The organism is Sphingomonas faeni, assembly GCF_030817315.1.
Taxonomy (GTDB): Bacteria; Pseudomonadota; Alphaproteobacteria; order Sphingomonadales; family Sphingomonadaceae; genus Sphingomonas; species Sphingomonas faeni_C.
This window is the reverse complement of sequence record NZ_JAUSZF010000001.1, coordinates 2,663,669-2,680,000: the sequence shown is the minus strand read 5'-3', so window position 1 is coordinate 2,680,000 and position 16,332 is coordinate 2,663,669. Positions and strand designations below refer to the sequence as shown.

The window sequence follows — 16,332 nt, the reverse complement described above, 5'->3', positions numbered from 1 at the left end:
GGATGAAGGTGCAGTAACATGCACTGGAGGTCCGAACCGATTAACGTTGAAAAGTTACCGGATGAGTTGTGTTTAGGGGTGAAAGGCCAATCAAGCCGGGAAATAGCTGGTTCTCCGCGAAAACTATTGAGGTAGTGCCTCGCACGAACACCTTAGGGGGTAGAGCACTGGATGGGCTAGGGGGTCGCGAGATCTACCAAACCTAACCAAACTCCGAATACCTAAGAGTGATATGCGGGAGACAGACGGCGGGTGCTAAGGTCCGTCGTCAAAAGGGAAACAGCCCTGACCTACAGCTAAGGCCCCCAAATCGTATCTAAGTGGGAAAGCATGTGGGACTTCCAAAACAACCAGGAGGTTGGCTTAGAAGCAGCCATCCTTTAAAGAAAGCGTAACAGCTCACTGGTCTAAACAAGAGGTCCTGCGGCGAAGATGTAACGGGGCTCAAGATACGTGCCGAAGCTTAGGGTGTGCCACTTATGTGGTACGCGGTAGCGGAGCGTTCCGTAAGCCTGTGAAGCGATCTGGTAATGGGTCGTGGAGGTATCGGAAGTGCGAATGCAGACATGAGTAGCGATAAAGAGGGTGAGATGCCCTCTCGCCGAAAGACCAAGGGTTCCTGCGCAAGGCTAATCCGCGCAGGGTGAGCCGGCCCCTAAGACGAGCCCGAAGGGGGTAGTCGATGGGAACCACGTTAATATTCGTGGGCCTGGTGGTGTGTGACGGATCATGTGTGTTGTGCGTCCTTATCGGATTGGACGTGCTTCGAAATGGTTCCAGGAAATAGCCCCACCGTATAGACCGTACCCGAAACCGACACAGGTGGTCAGGTAGAGTATACCAAGGCGCTTGAGAGAAGTGTCCTGAAGGAACTCGGCAAATTGCCTCCGTACCTTCGGAAGAAGGAGGCCCTCACTATGCGCAAGCACTTTGAGGGGGCACAGGCCAGGGGGTAGCGACTGTTTAGCAAAAACACAGGGCTCTGCTAAGTCGGCTTCAAGACGACGTATAGGGCCTGACGCCTGCCCGGTGCCTGAAGGTTAAGTGGAGGGGTGCAAGCTCTGAAATGAAGCCCAGGTAAACGGCGGCCGTAACTATAACGGTCCTAAGGTAGCGAAATTCCTTGTCGGGTAAGTTCCGACCTGCACGAATGGCGTAACGACTTCCCCACTGTCTCCAGGACATGCTCAGCGAAATTGAATTCTCCGTGAAGATGCGGAGTACCCGCGGTTAGACGGAAAGACCCCGTGCACCTTTACTGCAGCTTCAGAGTGGCATTAGGAAGAAACTGTGTAGCATAGGTGGGAGGCTTTGAAGCATTGGCGCCAGCTGATGTGGAGCCATAGGTGAAATACCACCCTGTTTGTTTCTGATGTCTAACCTCGTTCCGTAAGCCGGAACAGGGACCCTCTGTGGCGGGTAGTTTGACTGGGGCGGTCGCCTCCTAAAGAGTAACGGAGGCGCGCAATGGTGGGCTCAGGACGGTCGGAAACCGTCTGTTAGAGTGCAATGGCATAAGCCCGCCTGACTGCGAGACTGACAAGTCGAGCAGAGACGAAAGTCGGTCATAGTGATCCGGTGGTCCCTCGTGGAAGGGCCATCGCTCAACGGATAAAAGGTACGCCGGGGATAACAGGCTGATAACCCCCAAGAGCTCATATCGACGGGGTTGTTTGGCACCTCGATGTCGGCTCATCACATCCTGGGGCTGGAGCAGGTCCCAAGGGTTTGGCTGTTCGCCAATTAAAGTGGTACGTGAGCTGGGTTCAGAACGTCGCGAGACAGTTTGGTCCCTATCTGCCGTGGGCGTCGAAATTTGAGAGGAGTTGACCCTAGTACGAGAGGACCGGGTTGAACATACCTCTGGTGTACCAGTCGTTCCGCCAGGAGCGCAGCTGGGTAGCTATGTATGGACGGGATAACCGCTGAAAGCATCTAAGCGGGAAGCCTCCCTCGAGATAAGATTTCATAGAGCCGTCGGAGACCACGACGTTGATAGATCGGATGTAGAAGTGCGGTAACGCATGGAGCTAACCGATACTAATTGCTCTATTCGCGCTTGAGAGTCTCACACCATCAATGACAACACTGGGGTAACCCAACGCGTCAGATGCGTGCGGATGATTAAGTCGAACGCCAGATTGCCAATCCCCTCGCCGTCGAGGGATTGGTCCAAATACCACTACAACCTTGCACGGTATCGATTTTAAAACCCCACCAGGCGTCAAGCATGGTGGGGTACCCAAAGCATTCCCAACGTATCGTCGCACCGGCTCCATTGCCTGGTGGCTATAGCGTCGGTGTCCCACCCGATCCCATTCCGAACTCGGCCGTGAAACCCGCCTGCGCCAATGGTACTATCGCTCAAGCGATGGAAGAGTAGGTCGTCGCCAGGCATTGAAGCCCGTGCGGCGATACGTAACAGGAAACGCTGAAAACCCATTCACCATGTCTTCTACCCACGTTCTCCAACGAGAACCGTCGCGGGGTGGAGCAGCCCGGTAGCTCGTCAGGCTCATAACCTGAAGGTCACAGGTTCAAATCCTGTCCCCGCAACCATCTTAACTTGCAACGCCTCCGAGGGAACTCCCGAGGGGGGGGCGTTTCTGCTTCGATACATAGCGACAGCATCGACGCAAGCTCACCGCGCAGTTCGATGGCGAGATTGCCGTCTTCCGGCATCAGAACCACCGCCTCGATGAGCCCGCGCAACCGTTCGAACGCCTGCGCCTTCAGCGCATCGTCCTGGAACGCCGCAGTGAGCTGACCGACCTTTTCGCGATAAAGGCGACCAAGGTCGGGGCGCAGCAACTGGGATTCTGTGGATGCGGTCTGCGCGGTGTCCTGTTCAGCAAGCAGGACCTGACGACGCTCGGTCCAGACCTTCATGTCCTCGACGACAACGCTGCGTCGACACCCTTCAGGATGGCGGCCTTCGCAAGTGCGATCTGCCGGTCGAGATTCGCCAGTTCGACTTCGCGCTCCGGACGGGCGTTGACCGTTTCAGCCGCCAAGCGCCGGGTCTCCGCCTCATACTCGGTGAGGAATGCCGCGATGACATCGTCGCGCAGCATCTCGGTTGCCAACCCCGCGAGCACGCGCGTGTCCAGTTCGTCCTGGCGGATCGTCAGCCGGTTGCCGCACCAGGTGGGTCCTTTCGGGGTTTTGCTGCATGCGCCATCGTAGCCAGTCGGAATTTGACCCAGTCCCACAGTTCGAGGGGGACGATGCCAAGGGCCGGTGACTCAACGTCATCAGATCGCTTGTCTTCCGAGTTGATAAAGGCGTGGCGTTTTCCCGTTTCCGGGTTCTTGCGATACATCTGCTTGCCGTACGGTCGTCGGCCCACATACAGCGGGTTGTTAAGGATGCCGTTGCCACGCGCAGCCTTGCCGGTCAGCGTGTTCGGTGTCCATGCCGCGGCTTTGCCGAGCAGGTGCCTGCTGGCTTTGCCGCTACGCGGCGAGGGCACGCCCTTGGCATTGAGTTATCTGCGTAATTCTTCGAGTCGAAGCCGACATACGGGGTTGCGAGCGGCGGGGTGGTAGCGGCGAAGTCGGGTTCGACGTCAGTAACAATTCGGGCTGCTTCCATCGTGTTCGAATAGCACCACCAGGGACCAGCGAGCCAGAATACGCCCGCGTTAGTTCGAATACGCTGCGGTTCTTTTGAAAGAACCCCTGAACGGACCGGTCCGGCGGGTGATAATCGTATTGATGCAGGTAAACGTCGCGGATTTTCGGGAAAGATACGGTCTTGCCCACGTTTTTCGGTCGTGCAGGACTTCAGGAAGGGGTGCCCGGAGATAAATGGATCGGATGGCGTAGCACTAACCTGCGAAGATCCACATTTCCGATCGTTGTTCCTATGATTACTCAGAGAGTAATATCGGAGATTGATAATGGGAATTAAAGCTGTGATGGATTCGGCAGGTGTAATGCTCGAATCTGTTTGTTCGACAACGCAAGGTGATTTACAAGGCGATCGTGCCGACGTACTGCAGGATCTGCATTTGGCGGAAAAGGCCTGGGCGACCAACGGGGTAGTTACAGGGAATTGGTTCATGCGTGATGGCGACCATGTTGCTTTCACGCCTACTACCCGCAATGGCGCAACGCTGACGATCGCCGGTCAGACGACGACGTTCGTACCCGCCGCGCGGTTCGCCGATTACCTGGTGAACATGCGCACTGCGGTCGAGAGCGGCGAGTTCGATCATGAGATCGCTGCGGCTCTGCACGGGTCTGCAAATGTGGGCGGCATCGCCGAGGTTCCGCTTCCTGCCGAACGCGACGGCGACCCGGATACCGTTCGGCGGGCCCAACAGGACGCCGCGCTGGCGCGCGAGGGGCGTAACCCCGACGGTTCATTGGCGGCCGTTCGTTAGCCTATCCCGCAATTTATGCGGTTTCGCGCGTTTCGCCGAGGGGCCGCGACCAATCGGTTATCAGGAGAAAACGATGATGACGAAGTATCTTGGCCTATTGCTGTTCGCTGCGACCAGCGCACCACTGGCAGCGCAGACCCCGCCGCCTCCACCCCCCGCCGAGGCAAAGTCGTCGGCGGCAGCTTATGTTGCTGCTGCTGGAATGAGCGATCTTTACGAAATCAATTCGAGCCAAGTGGCGCTTCAGAAGTCGCAGACGCCAGCCGTGCGCAAGTTTGCGACGATGCTGATCAAGCACCACCAGAAAACGACGGCTGCGACGATGGCAGCGGCGAAAAAGGCAGGGCTGACGCCGATGCCGCCGGCGCTCGACGCAGGCGCGACGGCGTCGATCAACGAACTGCAAACCGCCTCGGCGGCGGATTTCGACCGGCTGTATCTGGGCCAGCAGGTTCCAGCGCACCAGGCGGCACTCGATCTTCACCAGAGCTATGCCGCCGGTGGCGATCAGGCACCGTTACGGGCCTCGGCCAAGGCTGCCGTTCCCATCGTGAAGCAACATCTGAATGCCGCGATGAAGATGAATACGGGCAGGCCGATGGGCAACATGTCCGGGATGTAAGGTCTAAACGAAGCGACGCTGGAGCGGTTATTGCGCTCCAGCGTCGTATTTGACGCTTTGGTGCGATCATATTCGGAGCAAGGACATGAACAAAGACCCGAATGCATTACCGGAAACCAACGAAGATTCCGGGCTTCACGGCAATGAGACCGGTACCCTCGGTCATTATTCCGGAGAGGAATATGACAGTTACCAAAAGGAGCAGCCTCGGTACGTCGAAGTCGGTGTAAGCCGCGGCAATCGGAAGGCGGATACGACGGAGGCGCATCAGGGCGTCGGACATGGAGTGCCCGACGACGGAGTTCCCCAAACTGCGCCGTCGGATGCCGGACACCGGGCCTATATCGACGAAGAAACCGGCGAAGTGCATGGCAGCGGCGCAGGGGCCGGCGGCGGCAACCCGGGCGAAAATTTTGACACCGGCCCGTCTGGTAACGGATAGTAGCCAGTCCAGGCAGACGTAGATGTTCGCGTCATTCGTAACGAGGGCAGTACATCGGTAACGGCCGTGCCTGTGTCAGCGCATCGCGGCAATCGACTCGGTCATCACCAACCGGGCCACGGTTCGCCCGTCGCTATCGGTAACATCGATACGACCGTGCTGATCCAACAGCCCGGACGGACTTGAAGCAAGTCTGCAGAACAGGCGGTTCGCCTCGATCAACGCCGTCTGTGCGTCATTTGCGTTCACGGGTTCGATGCGCAGGACCATTCCAGTCCGGTCGCAAATATTGAGCGAATACGTTGTCATATGGCCTACCGAAGTCCGCTGGCGATGATCGAAGGCCTTTCGACGCCATCGTTTCCGGCGGAAAGATGCTCGAACTCCGTCAGGTCATGTGCGCAAAAAATTCTGAGCGCGTTTCCTTGCTCCTGCACGAGCGCCCGCAGCCGATGTTGATTGGTCATCCGTGCCTTCGCGTCCACCTGCATCAGTCGCTGATATGCGCGGAGGCCTGGCGGACAGGTCCGACGATCCCCCCGGACCTCGCCATTCTGAAAATAGGCGTCGCCCGCATAGAATAACCAGCGGCCATCATCCTCGCGGATCGCGATTCCGGCATGGCCCCAGGTATGACCGGCGAGCGGGACCAGCAGGATCTCGGGTGGCAGGCCCTGCAAATCACGGACGGCGTCGAACCCGAACCACGGCTCGCCCCCGCCGAGCGGGTATAGCGACCAGTTTGCCGCGTCGTCCCATTGCTGTGGTCGATAGCGTTTGCGCGATACGAAGGTGCCGCCATTGCGTTCGTCCGCGACTTCCTTTTCGCGCGCGGTGACGTGGACGCGCGCGCGGGGGAAATCCTCGATACCGCCGGCATGATCGAAATCGAGATGCGTCACGACGATGTGCCGGACGTCGTTCGGATCGAAGCCTAGCCGGCGGACCTGCGCGATTGCGGTTTCCTCGGTCCGCAACTGCGGTCGGTTCAGCGCCAGAAAGAACTTCGACAGGCGATCGCTTTGTCGCGCGATATCCCGCGTGCCATAGCCGGTATCGACGAGAACGAGGCCGTTCTCCGTCTCGATCAGTAGGCAGTGGCATACCAGGTGCGCCGAAATGCCGGTGCTGTAGCCGTCGAACAGATGACCACCCATCGGGCAGCATGTCCCGCAATTCAGATGATGTACCTTCATCTCGATGCTCCGATCCCAAGCTCGTCCCAAATCAGCGATCGGCGCGTCCGGCAAAAACGGAATTACCTGCTGCGGTTCGGCAGGTTAGCCGACAATTTCGACAGTTGAGCGCCTTCCTGAATTGGTCATCGGTATAAGTTCGCAGCGAACCGTTGGCCGCGAAAACCGTGTTAACGCACATTAAAGGGGCCCGAATAATCGGAAACCGCCGCGGCTAAACGCGTTCAAGGAGCTTCCTACAGACAGCCAACCTATTGGGAGCGCTTCATGTATTATCATGACAAACGACTGCAGTATCCGGTTCACGTGACGAACCCCGATCCTGCATTCGCACGCATGCTTCAGCAGGCGATCGGCGGCGTCGAAGGAGAGATTCGCGTCTGCATGCAGTATTTCTTCCAGGCGTGGGGCAATCGCGCGCCGACGACCAAATACCGTGATATGCTGTTGCACACGGCGACCGAAGAGATCGGTCATATCGAGATGCTGGCGACGGCCGTCGCGCTGAATCTCGAGAAGGCGCCGACGCACCTTCAGGAAGAGGGCGTGAAGGACAGCATCGTCGGTGCGGTAATGGGCGGGGAAAATCCCCGTCACAGCATCGAGGGTATCATCCACAAGAACCTGCTCTCCGGCGGGATGGCGGCGATGCCGATGGATTCCGACGGCGTGCCGTTCAACATGAGTCATATCTACGCAAGCGGGAACGTCGCGGCGGATATGTACTGCAACGTGGCGGCCGAAAGCACCGGTCGTGTTCTCGCCGTGCGGTTGTTCAACGCTGCGCACGACGAGGGCATGAAGAAGATGCTCCATTACATGATCGCGCGTGACACGATGCACCAGCAGCAGTGGCTCGCAGTCATCGAAGAGCTTGGCGCCGAAGCCATGAACCTGCCGATCCCCAACAGCTTCCCGCAGGACATGGAAGACCAGCAGAACAACTATAATTTCTACGCGACCTCGGTCGACGGGACGTTTCCGGAAGGTCGCTGGACGTCAGGTCCATCGATGGACGGCAAGGGCGAGTTCACCGTGTTCCGCAACGAACCGCTCGGCGATGAGCCGGTGATGGGACCGGCACGCCCCGACAGCGGCGCGCAGAACCAGCAGATTGGTTGACACGGACAGGAGGGGGCGTGTGCTCCCTCCGCGACGCGCGGTGGGGATCCACCGCGCGTGTCGACGATAACATGGGCAGGTAGCATGATGGATAACGGCAAAAAGGGTCGATCACGCGCGACCATCATCGCCGCGGTGGTGATGATCGCGATCGTGGCGATCGTCGTAATGACCTTCGTCGGGCTCAACAGCCACGACGTCAAGAACGCGGCGGAAAACAACATGATCGCCCAAGAAACGGGGTGACGACGACCGTCTGCGCCGCCCCGTCTGGCCAATTCCCGTTCTGGAAGGATTAAATATGAGCACGTCACCCGATACGCTGGAGACCCTCTTCGTCACCGGCGCCGTCAATCTGCACGCGGTGGAGAAGCAGGCGCTCTCGATCATGACGCCGCAGGTCGCCCGTATCGAACATTATCCCGAGATCGCGGATCGGTTGCAGGCGCATATCGAGGAGACCAACGCGCAGATCGCGCGGCTGGACGAGATATTGGCGACGTTCGACACCAGTGCTTCGGCGCTTAAGGATGCGGGGCTTAGCTTTACCGGGAGCATGGCGGCGATCTCGCACAGCGTGGCGGGGGACGAGATCCTCAAGAACAGCTTCGCCAATTACGCGTTCGAGCATTTCGAGATCGCTGCGTACAAGTCGTTGCTGACGCTGGCAGAGGATGCTGGGATCACCCAGGCGACCGCGTTGTTGCAGCAATCCCTGCGCGAAGAGCAGAGCATGGCGCAGTGGATCGACGAAGCGTTGCCGATGGTGACCCGTCGTTACGCATCGCTCTACGCTGATGGCGGCGCAAGCGCATCCAAGGTTTGAGCAGACCATCATGGCGACGATCAGCAAGACCACCGAGGACGCCGTCAGCCCGTACCTCCTGGGTCTGCGCCAATTCGGGCAAAATCCGGTTCTCAAGCCCAAGGCAACATTTGCGGCGGGCGAGCTGGACGTCGCAGTTCACGCTACCGACGATTCGGTCATGGTGGTGGTTCGGCGGGAAGGCAGGGGAGGCGTGGCGCTTCGCGCTGCCTATCTCGCGGGACCGTTCAGTTGCAAAGCGGTCAAACCCAAGCCGGGGGAAACGGCCAGGTTGACCGTCAGCAGCGCGCTCGGCCAGCACCTCGTGATCTTGCGAGCGGGGGCCAACGCACTCGAGAACCTGCGCGTCACGGTACGGTTCACGCCCGCCGCACCCATGGTGATCCCGTTCATGCCCCGCGACCTGTATCCGCTGGACGACGCGGGCGACCCGCTCGGTGCCAGTGGCAGCGTCGAGGCCAGCCAGCGTGGTCTGAACGTCGGCGTGCTGTATCTCCATATCGATCGCCCGCGCTTCGGCGACGTGTTGTACGTGCAGAACCTGACAGCCTTGAACGACTATTACCGAGCGACGGGCACGACCCCGGATGGTGCGGTCGGTGGGACGTGGCCCGAAATCGGTTACCTCATGCCTACCCCTAAGCCCCGCACCGACACCGCGTCCGGTGCGCTGCAGGCAGGCGTCGAAGTCACGCTGTCCGATGCCATTCTGGTCTTCCGTCACGACGCCCCGCCGCATGAGCGCGAAACGGCACGGCGTTTTCTTCAGATGCTCGGCGTCGCCTACAAGGCGATCGACCTTCCCCAGGTCGAGTACCGCGACTGGGTCGATCGCGCCGAGCGGACCCTGCGCGACCTCGACCAGGCGCCCGAAGCCACGATCGAGCATTACGGCCACCGGTACGTCCACCCCTACACGAGCGCGGAATACCCCGACATCATGGTGCAGATGTCGATCGTTACGGCGATCCACGATTGGGGAAAGTGGAGCGGCGCACCGCACCCGCTCGAGGCGGAGTTCAAGGCGGGACTCGAGAAGTTTTACGATCCGAAGCTGACGTCGCTCCGGCGATACCTGCCCAACGTCGGCGACGACAAGGACGCCGACGCGGTCGACAGCTGGTATCTCTACCACCCGATGCTCAACCTTGGCATTTTGGCGCTCGACGGCGACGAGACGGCAAAGTCGCTGCTGCTCAAATCGCTCGACTACGGGATCAAGGCGGCACGGCATTTCGAGTATAAATGGCCGGTCCAGTACAAGGTCACCGACTTCAGCGTCATCACCGACGTCGCAGGTGCCGATGGCCGGGGGCAGACCGATGTCGGCGGGATCTATGCTTGGGTGATGCTCCAAGCGTTCGAGCTGACAGACGACAAGCGCTATCTGGATGAGGCGCGGGCGGCGATAGAGGCTGCGATCGGCTTGCGGTTCAACGTCAATTACCAGGCGAACCTCACCGCCTGGGGGGCTGCCGCCTGCATGCGATTGTGGCGCATCACCAACCGCGCGGTCTACCTCGAACAGAGCTACGTCTATCTCGCGAGCTTCTTCCACAATTGCGTCATCTGGGAGAGCGAGATCGGCCACGCGGCGCACTACAAGAACTTCCTGGGCGTGACCTGCCTTCAGGATGCGCCGTACATGGCGGTCTACGAATGCTTCGATTCCTTCGTCGCGTTCCAGCGATATCTCGAAGACAGCGGCCCGAATCTCGAACCGGCGGCACGCATGCTGGTGTCGGAATATTGCAAATATGCGCTCGACCGCGCCTGGTTTTTTTATCCCGATGCCCTGCCGCCCGAAGCGCTTTCGCCCAAGCAGCGTGAGACCAACGGCCATATCGATCGGACGCTCTCGTTTCCGGTCGAGGATCTTTACGCCGACGGGCAATTGGCCGGGCAGGTGGGGCAGGAGGTCTATGGCGCGGGCGCCGCGATGATATTCGCGACACGCAGCGTACACCGGATCGAGAATGCACCGTTCGACGTCTTCTGCGATCATTTCATCCAGTCGATGGAACGGACGGGCGACCGCGCGCTGACCATTACGCTGGACGGCGGCGAGACGTGCACCGCCGGCCTCAATATCGTGCGGAAAAAGCGGCGGAAACTCGGCAAAATCACCGTCACGACGGCGGGCGGCGATATCATCCGCGCGTATCGGACCACGGCCGATCGCATCGATTACAACGTTTCGGCCAGCGGCCAACTCATACTCACGTGGGAATGATCATGACTGACAGGATCGACCTGACCGGCAAGCGCATTCTGGTGACCGGCGGAACGACCGGCATCGGCCTTGCGACGGTCGCGCAACTCGTCCGGCACGGCGCGCGCGTGCTGACCTTCGGCCGCCACCAGGAAAGCCTCGACCACGCGCTCGAACAGGCGGGGTCCGGGCCCGGCACCGTCGCAGGTCTAGTCGCGGATGCTGCAACGAAGGAGGGGATCGACACGGTCTTCGCGCATATGGACGAGACGTTGGGCGGGATCGACATGCTCGTGACCTCCGCCGCGCTCGGGGCGCAACCGATCCATGAGATGGAGGAGGATTCCTGGCGCTATGTCGTCGAAACCAACCTGATCGGTACGCTCGCCAGCGCCCGCCGGGCGATCCTGCGGATGGATGCGCAGGGCGGGGGGCACCTGCTGTTCGTCGGATCGATCAGCACCGAGATCAAGGCGGTCGGCGAGAGCGTCTACGCCGCGACCAAGGCAGGTATCCAGGCCTTCGCGGAAACGCTTCGCAAGGAGGTCGCGGAAAAGAACATCAAGGTCAGCGTGATCCAGCCGGGGTCCGTCTCCACCCCCATGCAGGAGTGCAGCGACGATCAGAAGGAACAGGCGATCGCCGATCACGAGATGCTCTACGCCGACGAGATCGCCGAAACGATCGTCTTCGCACTGACCCGCTCCGAACGCGCAGACATCGTCAATCTTCGCATCGAACCGCGCGTACAGAAGACGAGCTGAAGGATCCGCCATGAAGGCTGCGCTGAAAACCGCCGACGGCCGCTTCGAGATCGCCGAGGTCGAGCGACCGATCATCCCGACCGGAGATTTCGTACTCGCACGCGTACGGGTCGCGGGCATCTGCGGCACCGACCTGCGCCATTGGAACAAGGCCGAGCCCGAGCTCGAATGCCATATCGTGGGTCACGAACTGGCCGGCGAAGTCGTCGAGGTCGGCGAAGACGTGACCGATCTAAAGCCCGGCGACCGGGTCGTGATCGAAACCGTGATGGGCGACGACGTCTGCGAATACTGCAGAATCCAGCGTTACAATATCTGCGAGCATTTGTACGACGTCCGCACCAAATACGTGTCGCGCGCATATGGCGAGTTCGTCTGCGGCCCGCAGAGAAAGTTCTACAAACTTCCTGGACACGTCAGCTTCGAGGAAGCGGCGCTGATCGATACCTTCTCGGTGTGCCTGCACGCACACCACCGCGCCGAGGTCGGGGTCAATCACAAGATCGCGATCATCGGTGCGGGCCCGATCGGCCTGGGACAGCTGCAACTCGCCAAGATGAGCGGCGCAGACGTACTGATTATCGACCGCGTCCGCAGTTCGCTCGATCTGGCGAGGGACCTCGGCGCCGACATGATCGTCGACAGCGCGCAAGGGGACGTGATCTCGCGCGTCATGGACTTTACTGGCGGACGCGGGGCCGATGTTTCCTTCGAATGCGCCGGCGGCCTGTCGATGCCGGAAACCCTGCCGCTGGCGACCAAGCTCGTCCGGCGGGGCGGCAAAGTGGTCGTGGTCGGCGGCTTCGACGGGGGTGAAATCGCGATCCCGCTCGAATGGCAGCGTATCCAGATGTCGGAGATCGAGATCGTGATGAGCGCCAGCTTCGCCTATCGCGACATCTATCCCGAACAGGGCATGGTGCTGGACCTGCTGGCAAAGGGAAAGCTCGACGCGAAGAGCCTGATCACGCACCGGTTCGACCTGGATCACATCAACGAGGCGTTCGAAACCGCCGACGGGAAGGAAGAGACGGGGGCCGTGTTCGTTGCGATCACGATATCGTGATGCCGCCGATCTTCGTTGGCACCTACGCGGAGAGCGGCGGTCCCGGACTGCAACGACTGGGCTTTCATGCAACCCGCGGGTGGGCGTGCGAAGGCGCCTTTCCCAATGCGCGAAATGCCTCGTTCGGGGCGTATTCCACGCGTCACGATCTTCATTATCTGGTCGATGAACACCAAGCCGGTACGGTAGGCGTTTTTCGGAGATCAGGCGACGACTGGCAGGAGGTCGCGCGCGTGGCGACCAAGGGTGAAGACCCATGCTATATCACGCTCGATGCGGACGAAGGCATGCTCGCGGTCGCCAATTATGGCAACGGCACCGTCGCGGTGTTTCGCCTCGACCCCGCGACCGGGATTCCGCTCGATAAATCCGGACATCCTCGACAATGCAGGGCACGGGCCCGTCAGGGACCGTCAGGGGGGCGCGCACGCGCATTGTGTTCGCTTTGGGCCCGATGGCAGATGGCTTTTCCATGTGGATCTCGGGACCGACGAAATACTCGCTTACCAGCGTGAACGGGCAACGAACCGGCTTGGCGAGCGTCGGGTAGCGTATGCGGCGCCGGCCGGGTCCGGTCCGCGCCACCTGGTTTTTTATCCGACGTTGCCGCTCGCGATACTCGTCAGCGAACTCGCCAATACGCTGACGGTGCTGCGCGTCGAGGGCGGGACTTTGACAGCAGTCCACGAGGTCTCGACCCTGCCGGACGGTTTTACCGACGACAGTATCGCCGGCCATCTGTCACTCGATCGTTCCGGCGCGCGCATCTACGTCACCAATCGCGGGCATGACAGCGTTGCGGTTTTCGACTGGGCCGACGGTGGCGTCCCACGTCTTCTCCAGCACGTGCCGAGCGGCGGGGAATCGCCGCGTGCCTTCCTTCTCCTGGAGAAGGAGCGCCTGTTCGTCCTGGCGAACGAGGAGGGAAACAGCGTCACCGTATTTGCCGTGCTCGACGAGGGTACGCTGGCCCCACACCATCAAAGCATCGCAGTACCGGCTCCGGTGTTCGTGTTCGTCGGTCAGCCATCGCCCGAATGACGAGGCTCGCTCCCGCACCCTACGTCAGCGAGCAGGAGCGCGAGCGTGGACTATCGCTGCTGATTGTCGAAGCCGCGTTTTCCGGTGGGGCTGCGGCGCTCACGACGGGGGTTATCCTCACGGCGTTCGCGCTGCATCTGGGTGCCTCCAATGTCATGATCGGCATTCTCGCGAGCGCGCCGTTCCTCGCGCAGTTGCTGCAACTCCCCGCAATCCTGCTGGTCGAGCGTCGACGTGCCCGTAAGCGGATCGCAATTTATACCAGTATCGCCGGCCGCCTCATGCTGGGCGTCATGGCGGCCACCGCCTTCTTCAGTGGTACCGGTGCCTTGCTGATCTTTCTCGCAGCGCAGTGGGTCCTGTGTGGCTTGGGTGCGATCGGTACCTGCGCCTGGAATTCCTGGCTGCGCGACCTGGCGCCCGAAAACCGGCTCGGACAGATCTTCGCCAAGCGCTCCATCTGGCTGACGACGATCAGTCTCGCTTTGGGGCTCGCTGCGGCATTTGCGCTGGACCTGACCGCCGAGCATTCCCCCGCGCGTAACCTCGTATTTGCGAGCATGTTCGCGACCGGGTGTATCACCGGTCTGCTGAGCGCGCGCGTCGTCAGCGCGATGCCGGAGCCGATGATGCCCACGCCGATCGGCGACGTGCGGCTGACGGAATTGCTCCGGCAACCCTTGCACGACGGCAATTTCCGACGGCTCCTGGTATTCGTCGGCAGCTGGCAATTCGCCGTGAACCTGGCGACGCCGTTCTTCACCGTGTTCATCGTCCGACAGCTTCACTTCAACGTCAGCTTCGTGCTGGTGCTGAGCGTGGTCAGCCAGATCGCGAACATCGGTGCGCTGCGCTATTGGGGGATGCTCAGCGACCGCTTCGCCAACAAGTCGGTGCTGGCGGTCTGTGCGCCGGCGTATATCGTTTCGATCGTCGGCATGATCGGCGCATCGCAGATCGGGGACCGCGATCTGGTCAAGCTATGGCTGATCGCGCTGCATCTGCTGATGGGCGCGTCCGTTGCCGGGGTCACGCTTACCGCCACCAATATCGCGCTCAAATTGTCGCCGAGAGGTAGCGCCACGGCCTATGTCGCGGCAAGCGCGACCGTCACGGCGGTCGCCGCGGGCATGGCCCCCATCATCGGTGGTTTGCTGGCGGACTTTTTCGCCAAGCGGAAACTCGAAGTGCTGGTGCGATGGTCGAACCCGGAACGGAGTTTCGGCCTGCCGCTGGTGCTGACCAACTGGGATTTCTATTTTCTCGTCGCGGGGCTGATCGGTCTTTTCGCAATCCACCGGCTGTCTCTCGTGCAGGAACAGGGCGAGATCGAGCGACGCGAATTGATGGGCAAGATGCTCGACGATACGCGCCGTAGTATTCGAAACATCTCCAGCGTCGCTGGACTGAGAAGCGCCACGGCAATTCCCGTATCCCTGCTACGCGATGCCCGCGTCCGGCGGCGTTTGCGGAGGGCGCGATCCGTCGACTGACCGAGTCCAACGCCGCGCCGCTCTATGGCCCAGTGTCCGCCATCGCTCTCGGCGTCCTCGTGGACTATTCGGTTCGTCGTAGCAGGTCGGCCAGATCCTGCTTCCAGAACCGGGCAGCGGTGTGGGTGCCATGCCCTCGCGTGTCGGCGCTTTCCGGGATCATCCGAAATCGCGCGTCCTTCATCCGGGCGACGGCGCGTTGCGGGTAATCGAGATTGCGTGGATTGATGAAATCGTCTGCCGAGTTGACCCAGATCGTGGGCGCGGTAATCGCTTCCAGCTGTGATCAAGGCGCATAGGTTCGCGAGGCGTCGAGTTGATACATCAGGTCGTTGGCATCCGTCCCCTTGATCGACGCCGCGACCTTCTGCTGGGCAAATGCCTCTGCGGCATCGCGGCCGGGATATTGTTTCTGGAAGTAAAGCGGCGCCGCTCCGGCGATGAACAGCAAGCTGGAGGCCGTGCGCAAGCCGTGGACCGGTAGCGTGCGTACTCGCCGTCTGCCCAGGCCGGATCGGCCTTGATGCCGTCGATCGCAAGCTTGCGCCACATGCGGTTCAGCCCGGTAATCTCCACCGGTTCGCAGGCGAGCGGCATGAGCGCGCGGACGAACTCCGGGTGTGTCTCGCCCCAGACCAAGCTGTGCATGCAGCCCATCGACGTGCCCATGATCAACCGCATCCGGCGAATGCCCAGCCAGTCGTGGAGCAGCCGGTACTGTACCTCCACCATGTCGTCATAGTCGCAGTGCGGGAACCGCATTTGCAGCTCGTCGGACGGCTTGGAAGATCTGCCATGGCCGATCCCGTCGGGAAGGATGATCCAATAGCGTGCTATGTCCAGCGGGTGGCCCGGGCCGTAGAGTTCGTCGGCGAACTGCGAGCTGAGGAATTGGCGGCCGGTGCCGCCCGTGCCGCACCATCACCGCGTCGTCGATTTCACCCCGGGCATTCCGATGCCGCTGCCCCAGCATCGTATAGTTGATGCGCAGCTCCGGCAGCGTCTTGCCCGAGCGGAAGTGAAATCGCCGGATTGTGAACTGCGCGTCGCGTGCGGGCCACTTTGACGTAGACGGGGTCGTCCTGACTGCGGGCGTGAGCGGCGGCGTCTGTGTGGCGGCTGCCTGGAGCAGCAGGAGCGGGAGTAAGAACGACATGCCCC

General features: G+C 60.8%; 15 protein-coding genes, 1 tRNA gene, 2 rRNA genes and 3 pseudogenes (1 of these 21 running past the window's edge). 15 read left to right on the top strand and 6 right to left on the bottom strand.

Going from position 1 to position 16,332, the window contains the following annotated elements:
* From QFZ54_RS12410 to QFZ54_RS12400, 3 genes are all read left to right on the top strand, one after another.
* Positions 1-2,064 (top strand): 23S ribosomal RNA (locus QFZ54_RS12410) (it extends 732 nt beyond the left edge of the window).
* 217 nt (positions 2,065-2,281) lie between these two features.
* Positions 2,282-2,396 (top strand): 5S ribosomal RNA (rrf, locus tag QFZ54_RS12405).
* A gap of 86 nt (positions 2,397-2,482) precedes the next feature.
* A tRNA-Met gene (locus tag QFZ54_RS12400) sits at positions 2,483-2,559 on the top strand.
* Here the strand turns inward: QFZ54_RS12400 and QFZ54_RS12395 are convergent.
* From QFZ54_RS12395 to QFZ54_RS12385, 3 genes and pseudogenes are all read right to left on the bottom strand, one after another.
* On the bottom strand, positions 2,530-2,889 hold the full coding sequence (locus QFZ54_RS12395; RefSeq protein ID WP_307083766.1) for a hypothetical protein: 360 nt from the start codon (positions 2,887-2,889) through the stop codon (positions 2,530-2,532). The two genes, QFZ54_RS12400 and QFZ54_RS12395, sit on opposite strands and share 30 nt — an antisense overlap.
* Entirely contained in the window at positions 2,886-3,098 is a 213-nt protein-coding gene (locus tag QFZ54_RS12390; protein ID WP_307087494.1) for a hypothetical protein, read from the bottom strand. The genes QFZ54_RS12395 and QFZ54_RS12390 overlap by 4 nt, the downstream gene beginning before the upstream one ends.
* 29 nt (positions 3,099-3,127) lie before the next feature.
* A pseudogene (locus QFZ54_RS12385) lies at positions 3,128-3,475 on the bottom strand (recombinase family protein); the annotation flags it as partial.
* Between the two features lie 426 nt (positions 3,476-3,901).
* On the opposite strand from QFZ54_RS12385, the gene QFZ54_RS12380 reads away from it, so the two are divergent.
* From QFZ54_RS12380 to QFZ54_RS12370, 3 genes are all read left to right on the top strand, one after another.
* Positions 3,902-4,387, top strand: coding sequence for a hypothetical protein (locus QFZ54_RS12380; RefSeq protein ID WP_307087492.1), 486 nt, complete (start codon positions 3,902-3,904; stop codon positions 4,385-4,387).
* Between the two features lie 73 nt (positions 4,388-4,460).
* Positions 4,461-5,009, top strand: coding sequence for a DUF4142 domain-containing protein (locus QFZ54_RS12375; RefSeq protein WP_307087491.1), 549 nt, complete (start codon positions 4,461-4,463; stop codon positions 5,007-5,009).
* An 85-nt stretch (positions 5,010-5,094) separates the two neighbouring features.
* Positions 5,095-5,451, top strand: a complete 357-nt coding sequence (locus QFZ54_RS12370) for a hypothetical protein (RefSeq protein WP_307087488.1) — start codon at positions 5,095-5,097, stop codon at positions 5,449-5,451.
* Between the two features lie 75 nt (positions 5,452-5,526).
* Here QFZ54_RS12370 and QFZ54_RS12365 read toward each other — a convergent pair whose 3' ends face one another.
* Positions 5,527-5,760: a DUF6894 family protein gene (locus QFZ54_RS12365; protein WP_307087486.1), complete on the bottom strand. Its 234-nt coding sequence runs from the start codon at positions 5,758-5,760 to the stop codon at positions 5,527-5,529.
* 5 nt (positions 5,761-5,765) lie between these two features.
* Positions 5,766-6,647, bottom strand: coding sequence for an MBL fold metallo-hydrolase (locus QFZ54_RS12360; RefSeq protein WP_307087484.1), 882 nt, complete (start codon positions 6,645-6,647; stop codon positions 5,766-5,768).
* Positions 6,648-6,914: 267 nt separating this feature from the next.
* Between QFZ54_RS12360 and QFZ54_RS12355 the strand changes: the two genes are divergently transcribed.
* The 9 genes and pseudogenes from QFZ54_RS12355 (at position 6,915) to QFZ54_RS12315 (ending at position 15,171) form a co-directional block, all read left to right on the top strand.
* Positions 6,915-7,769 (top strand): manganese catalase family protein, encoded by an 855-nt coding sequence (locus tag QFZ54_RS12355; RefSeq protein ID WP_307087482.1) that lies wholly within the window; start codon positions 6,915-6,917, stop codon positions 7,767-7,769.
* A gap of 87 nt (positions 7,770-7,856) precedes the next feature.
* The gene (locus QFZ54_RS12350; RefSeq protein WP_307087481.1) at positions 7,857-8,015 is read left to right on the top strand and encodes a hypothetical protein; all 159 of its coding nucleotides are present in this window, start codon (positions 7,857-7,859) and stop codon (positions 8,013-8,015) included.
* A gap of 55 nt (positions 8,016-8,070) precedes the next feature.
* Positions 8,071-8,595, top strand: a complete 525-nt coding sequence (locus QFZ54_RS12345; protein WP_307087480.1) for a ferritin-like domain-containing protein — start codon at positions 8,071-8,073, stop codon at positions 8,593-8,595.
* A 10-nt stretch (positions 8,596-8,605) separates the two neighbouring features.
* Positions 8,606-10,828: a hypothetical protein gene (locus QFZ54_RS12340; protein WP_307087479.1), complete on the top strand. Its 2,223-nt coding sequence runs from the start codon at positions 8,606-8,608 to the stop codon at positions 10,826-10,828.
* 2 nt (positions 10,829-10,830) lie between these two features.
* Positions 10,831-11,571, top strand: a complete 741-nt coding sequence (locus tag QFZ54_RS12335) for an SDR family oxidoreductase (protein WP_307087478.1) — start codon at positions 10,831-10,833, stop codon at positions 11,569-11,571.
* A 10-nt stretch (positions 11,572-11,581) separates the two neighbouring features.
* Entirely contained in the window at positions 11,582-12,637 is a 1,056-nt protein-coding gene (locus tag QFZ54_RS12330) for a zinc-dependent alcohol dehydrogenase (protein ID WP_307087477.1), read from the top strand.
* Positions 12,637-12,927, top strand: a pseudogene (locus tag QFZ54_RS20405) (beta-propeller fold lactonase family protein); the annotation flags it as partial. The gene QFZ54_RS12330 and the pseudogene QFZ54_RS20405, both read left to right, overlap by 1 nt.
* Positions 12,911-13,678 carry a lactonase family protein gene (locus tag QFZ54_RS12320; RefSeq protein WP_373458517.1) on the top strand — a complete coding sequence of 256 codons (768 nt, stop codon included), beginning with the start codon at positions 12,911-12,913 and terminating at the stop codon, positions 13,676-13,678. The pseudogene QFZ54_RS20405 and the gene QFZ54_RS12320, both read left to right, overlap by 17 nt.
* A complete protein-coding gene (locus tag QFZ54_RS12315) occupies positions 13,675-15,171 on the top strand; it encodes an MFS transporter (protein WP_307087473.1) in 1,497 nt (498 codons plus the stop codon). The genes QFZ54_RS12320 and QFZ54_RS12315 overlap by 4 nt, the downstream gene beginning before the upstream one ends.
* Positions 15,172-15,235: 64 nt before the next feature.
* Here QFZ54_RS12315 and QFZ54_RS20400 read toward each other — a convergent pair.
* Positions 15,236-16,327 (bottom strand): annotated as a pseudogene (locus QFZ54_RS20400) (alpha/beta fold hydrolase).
* Positions 16,328-16,332 lie beyond the last annotated feature (5 nt).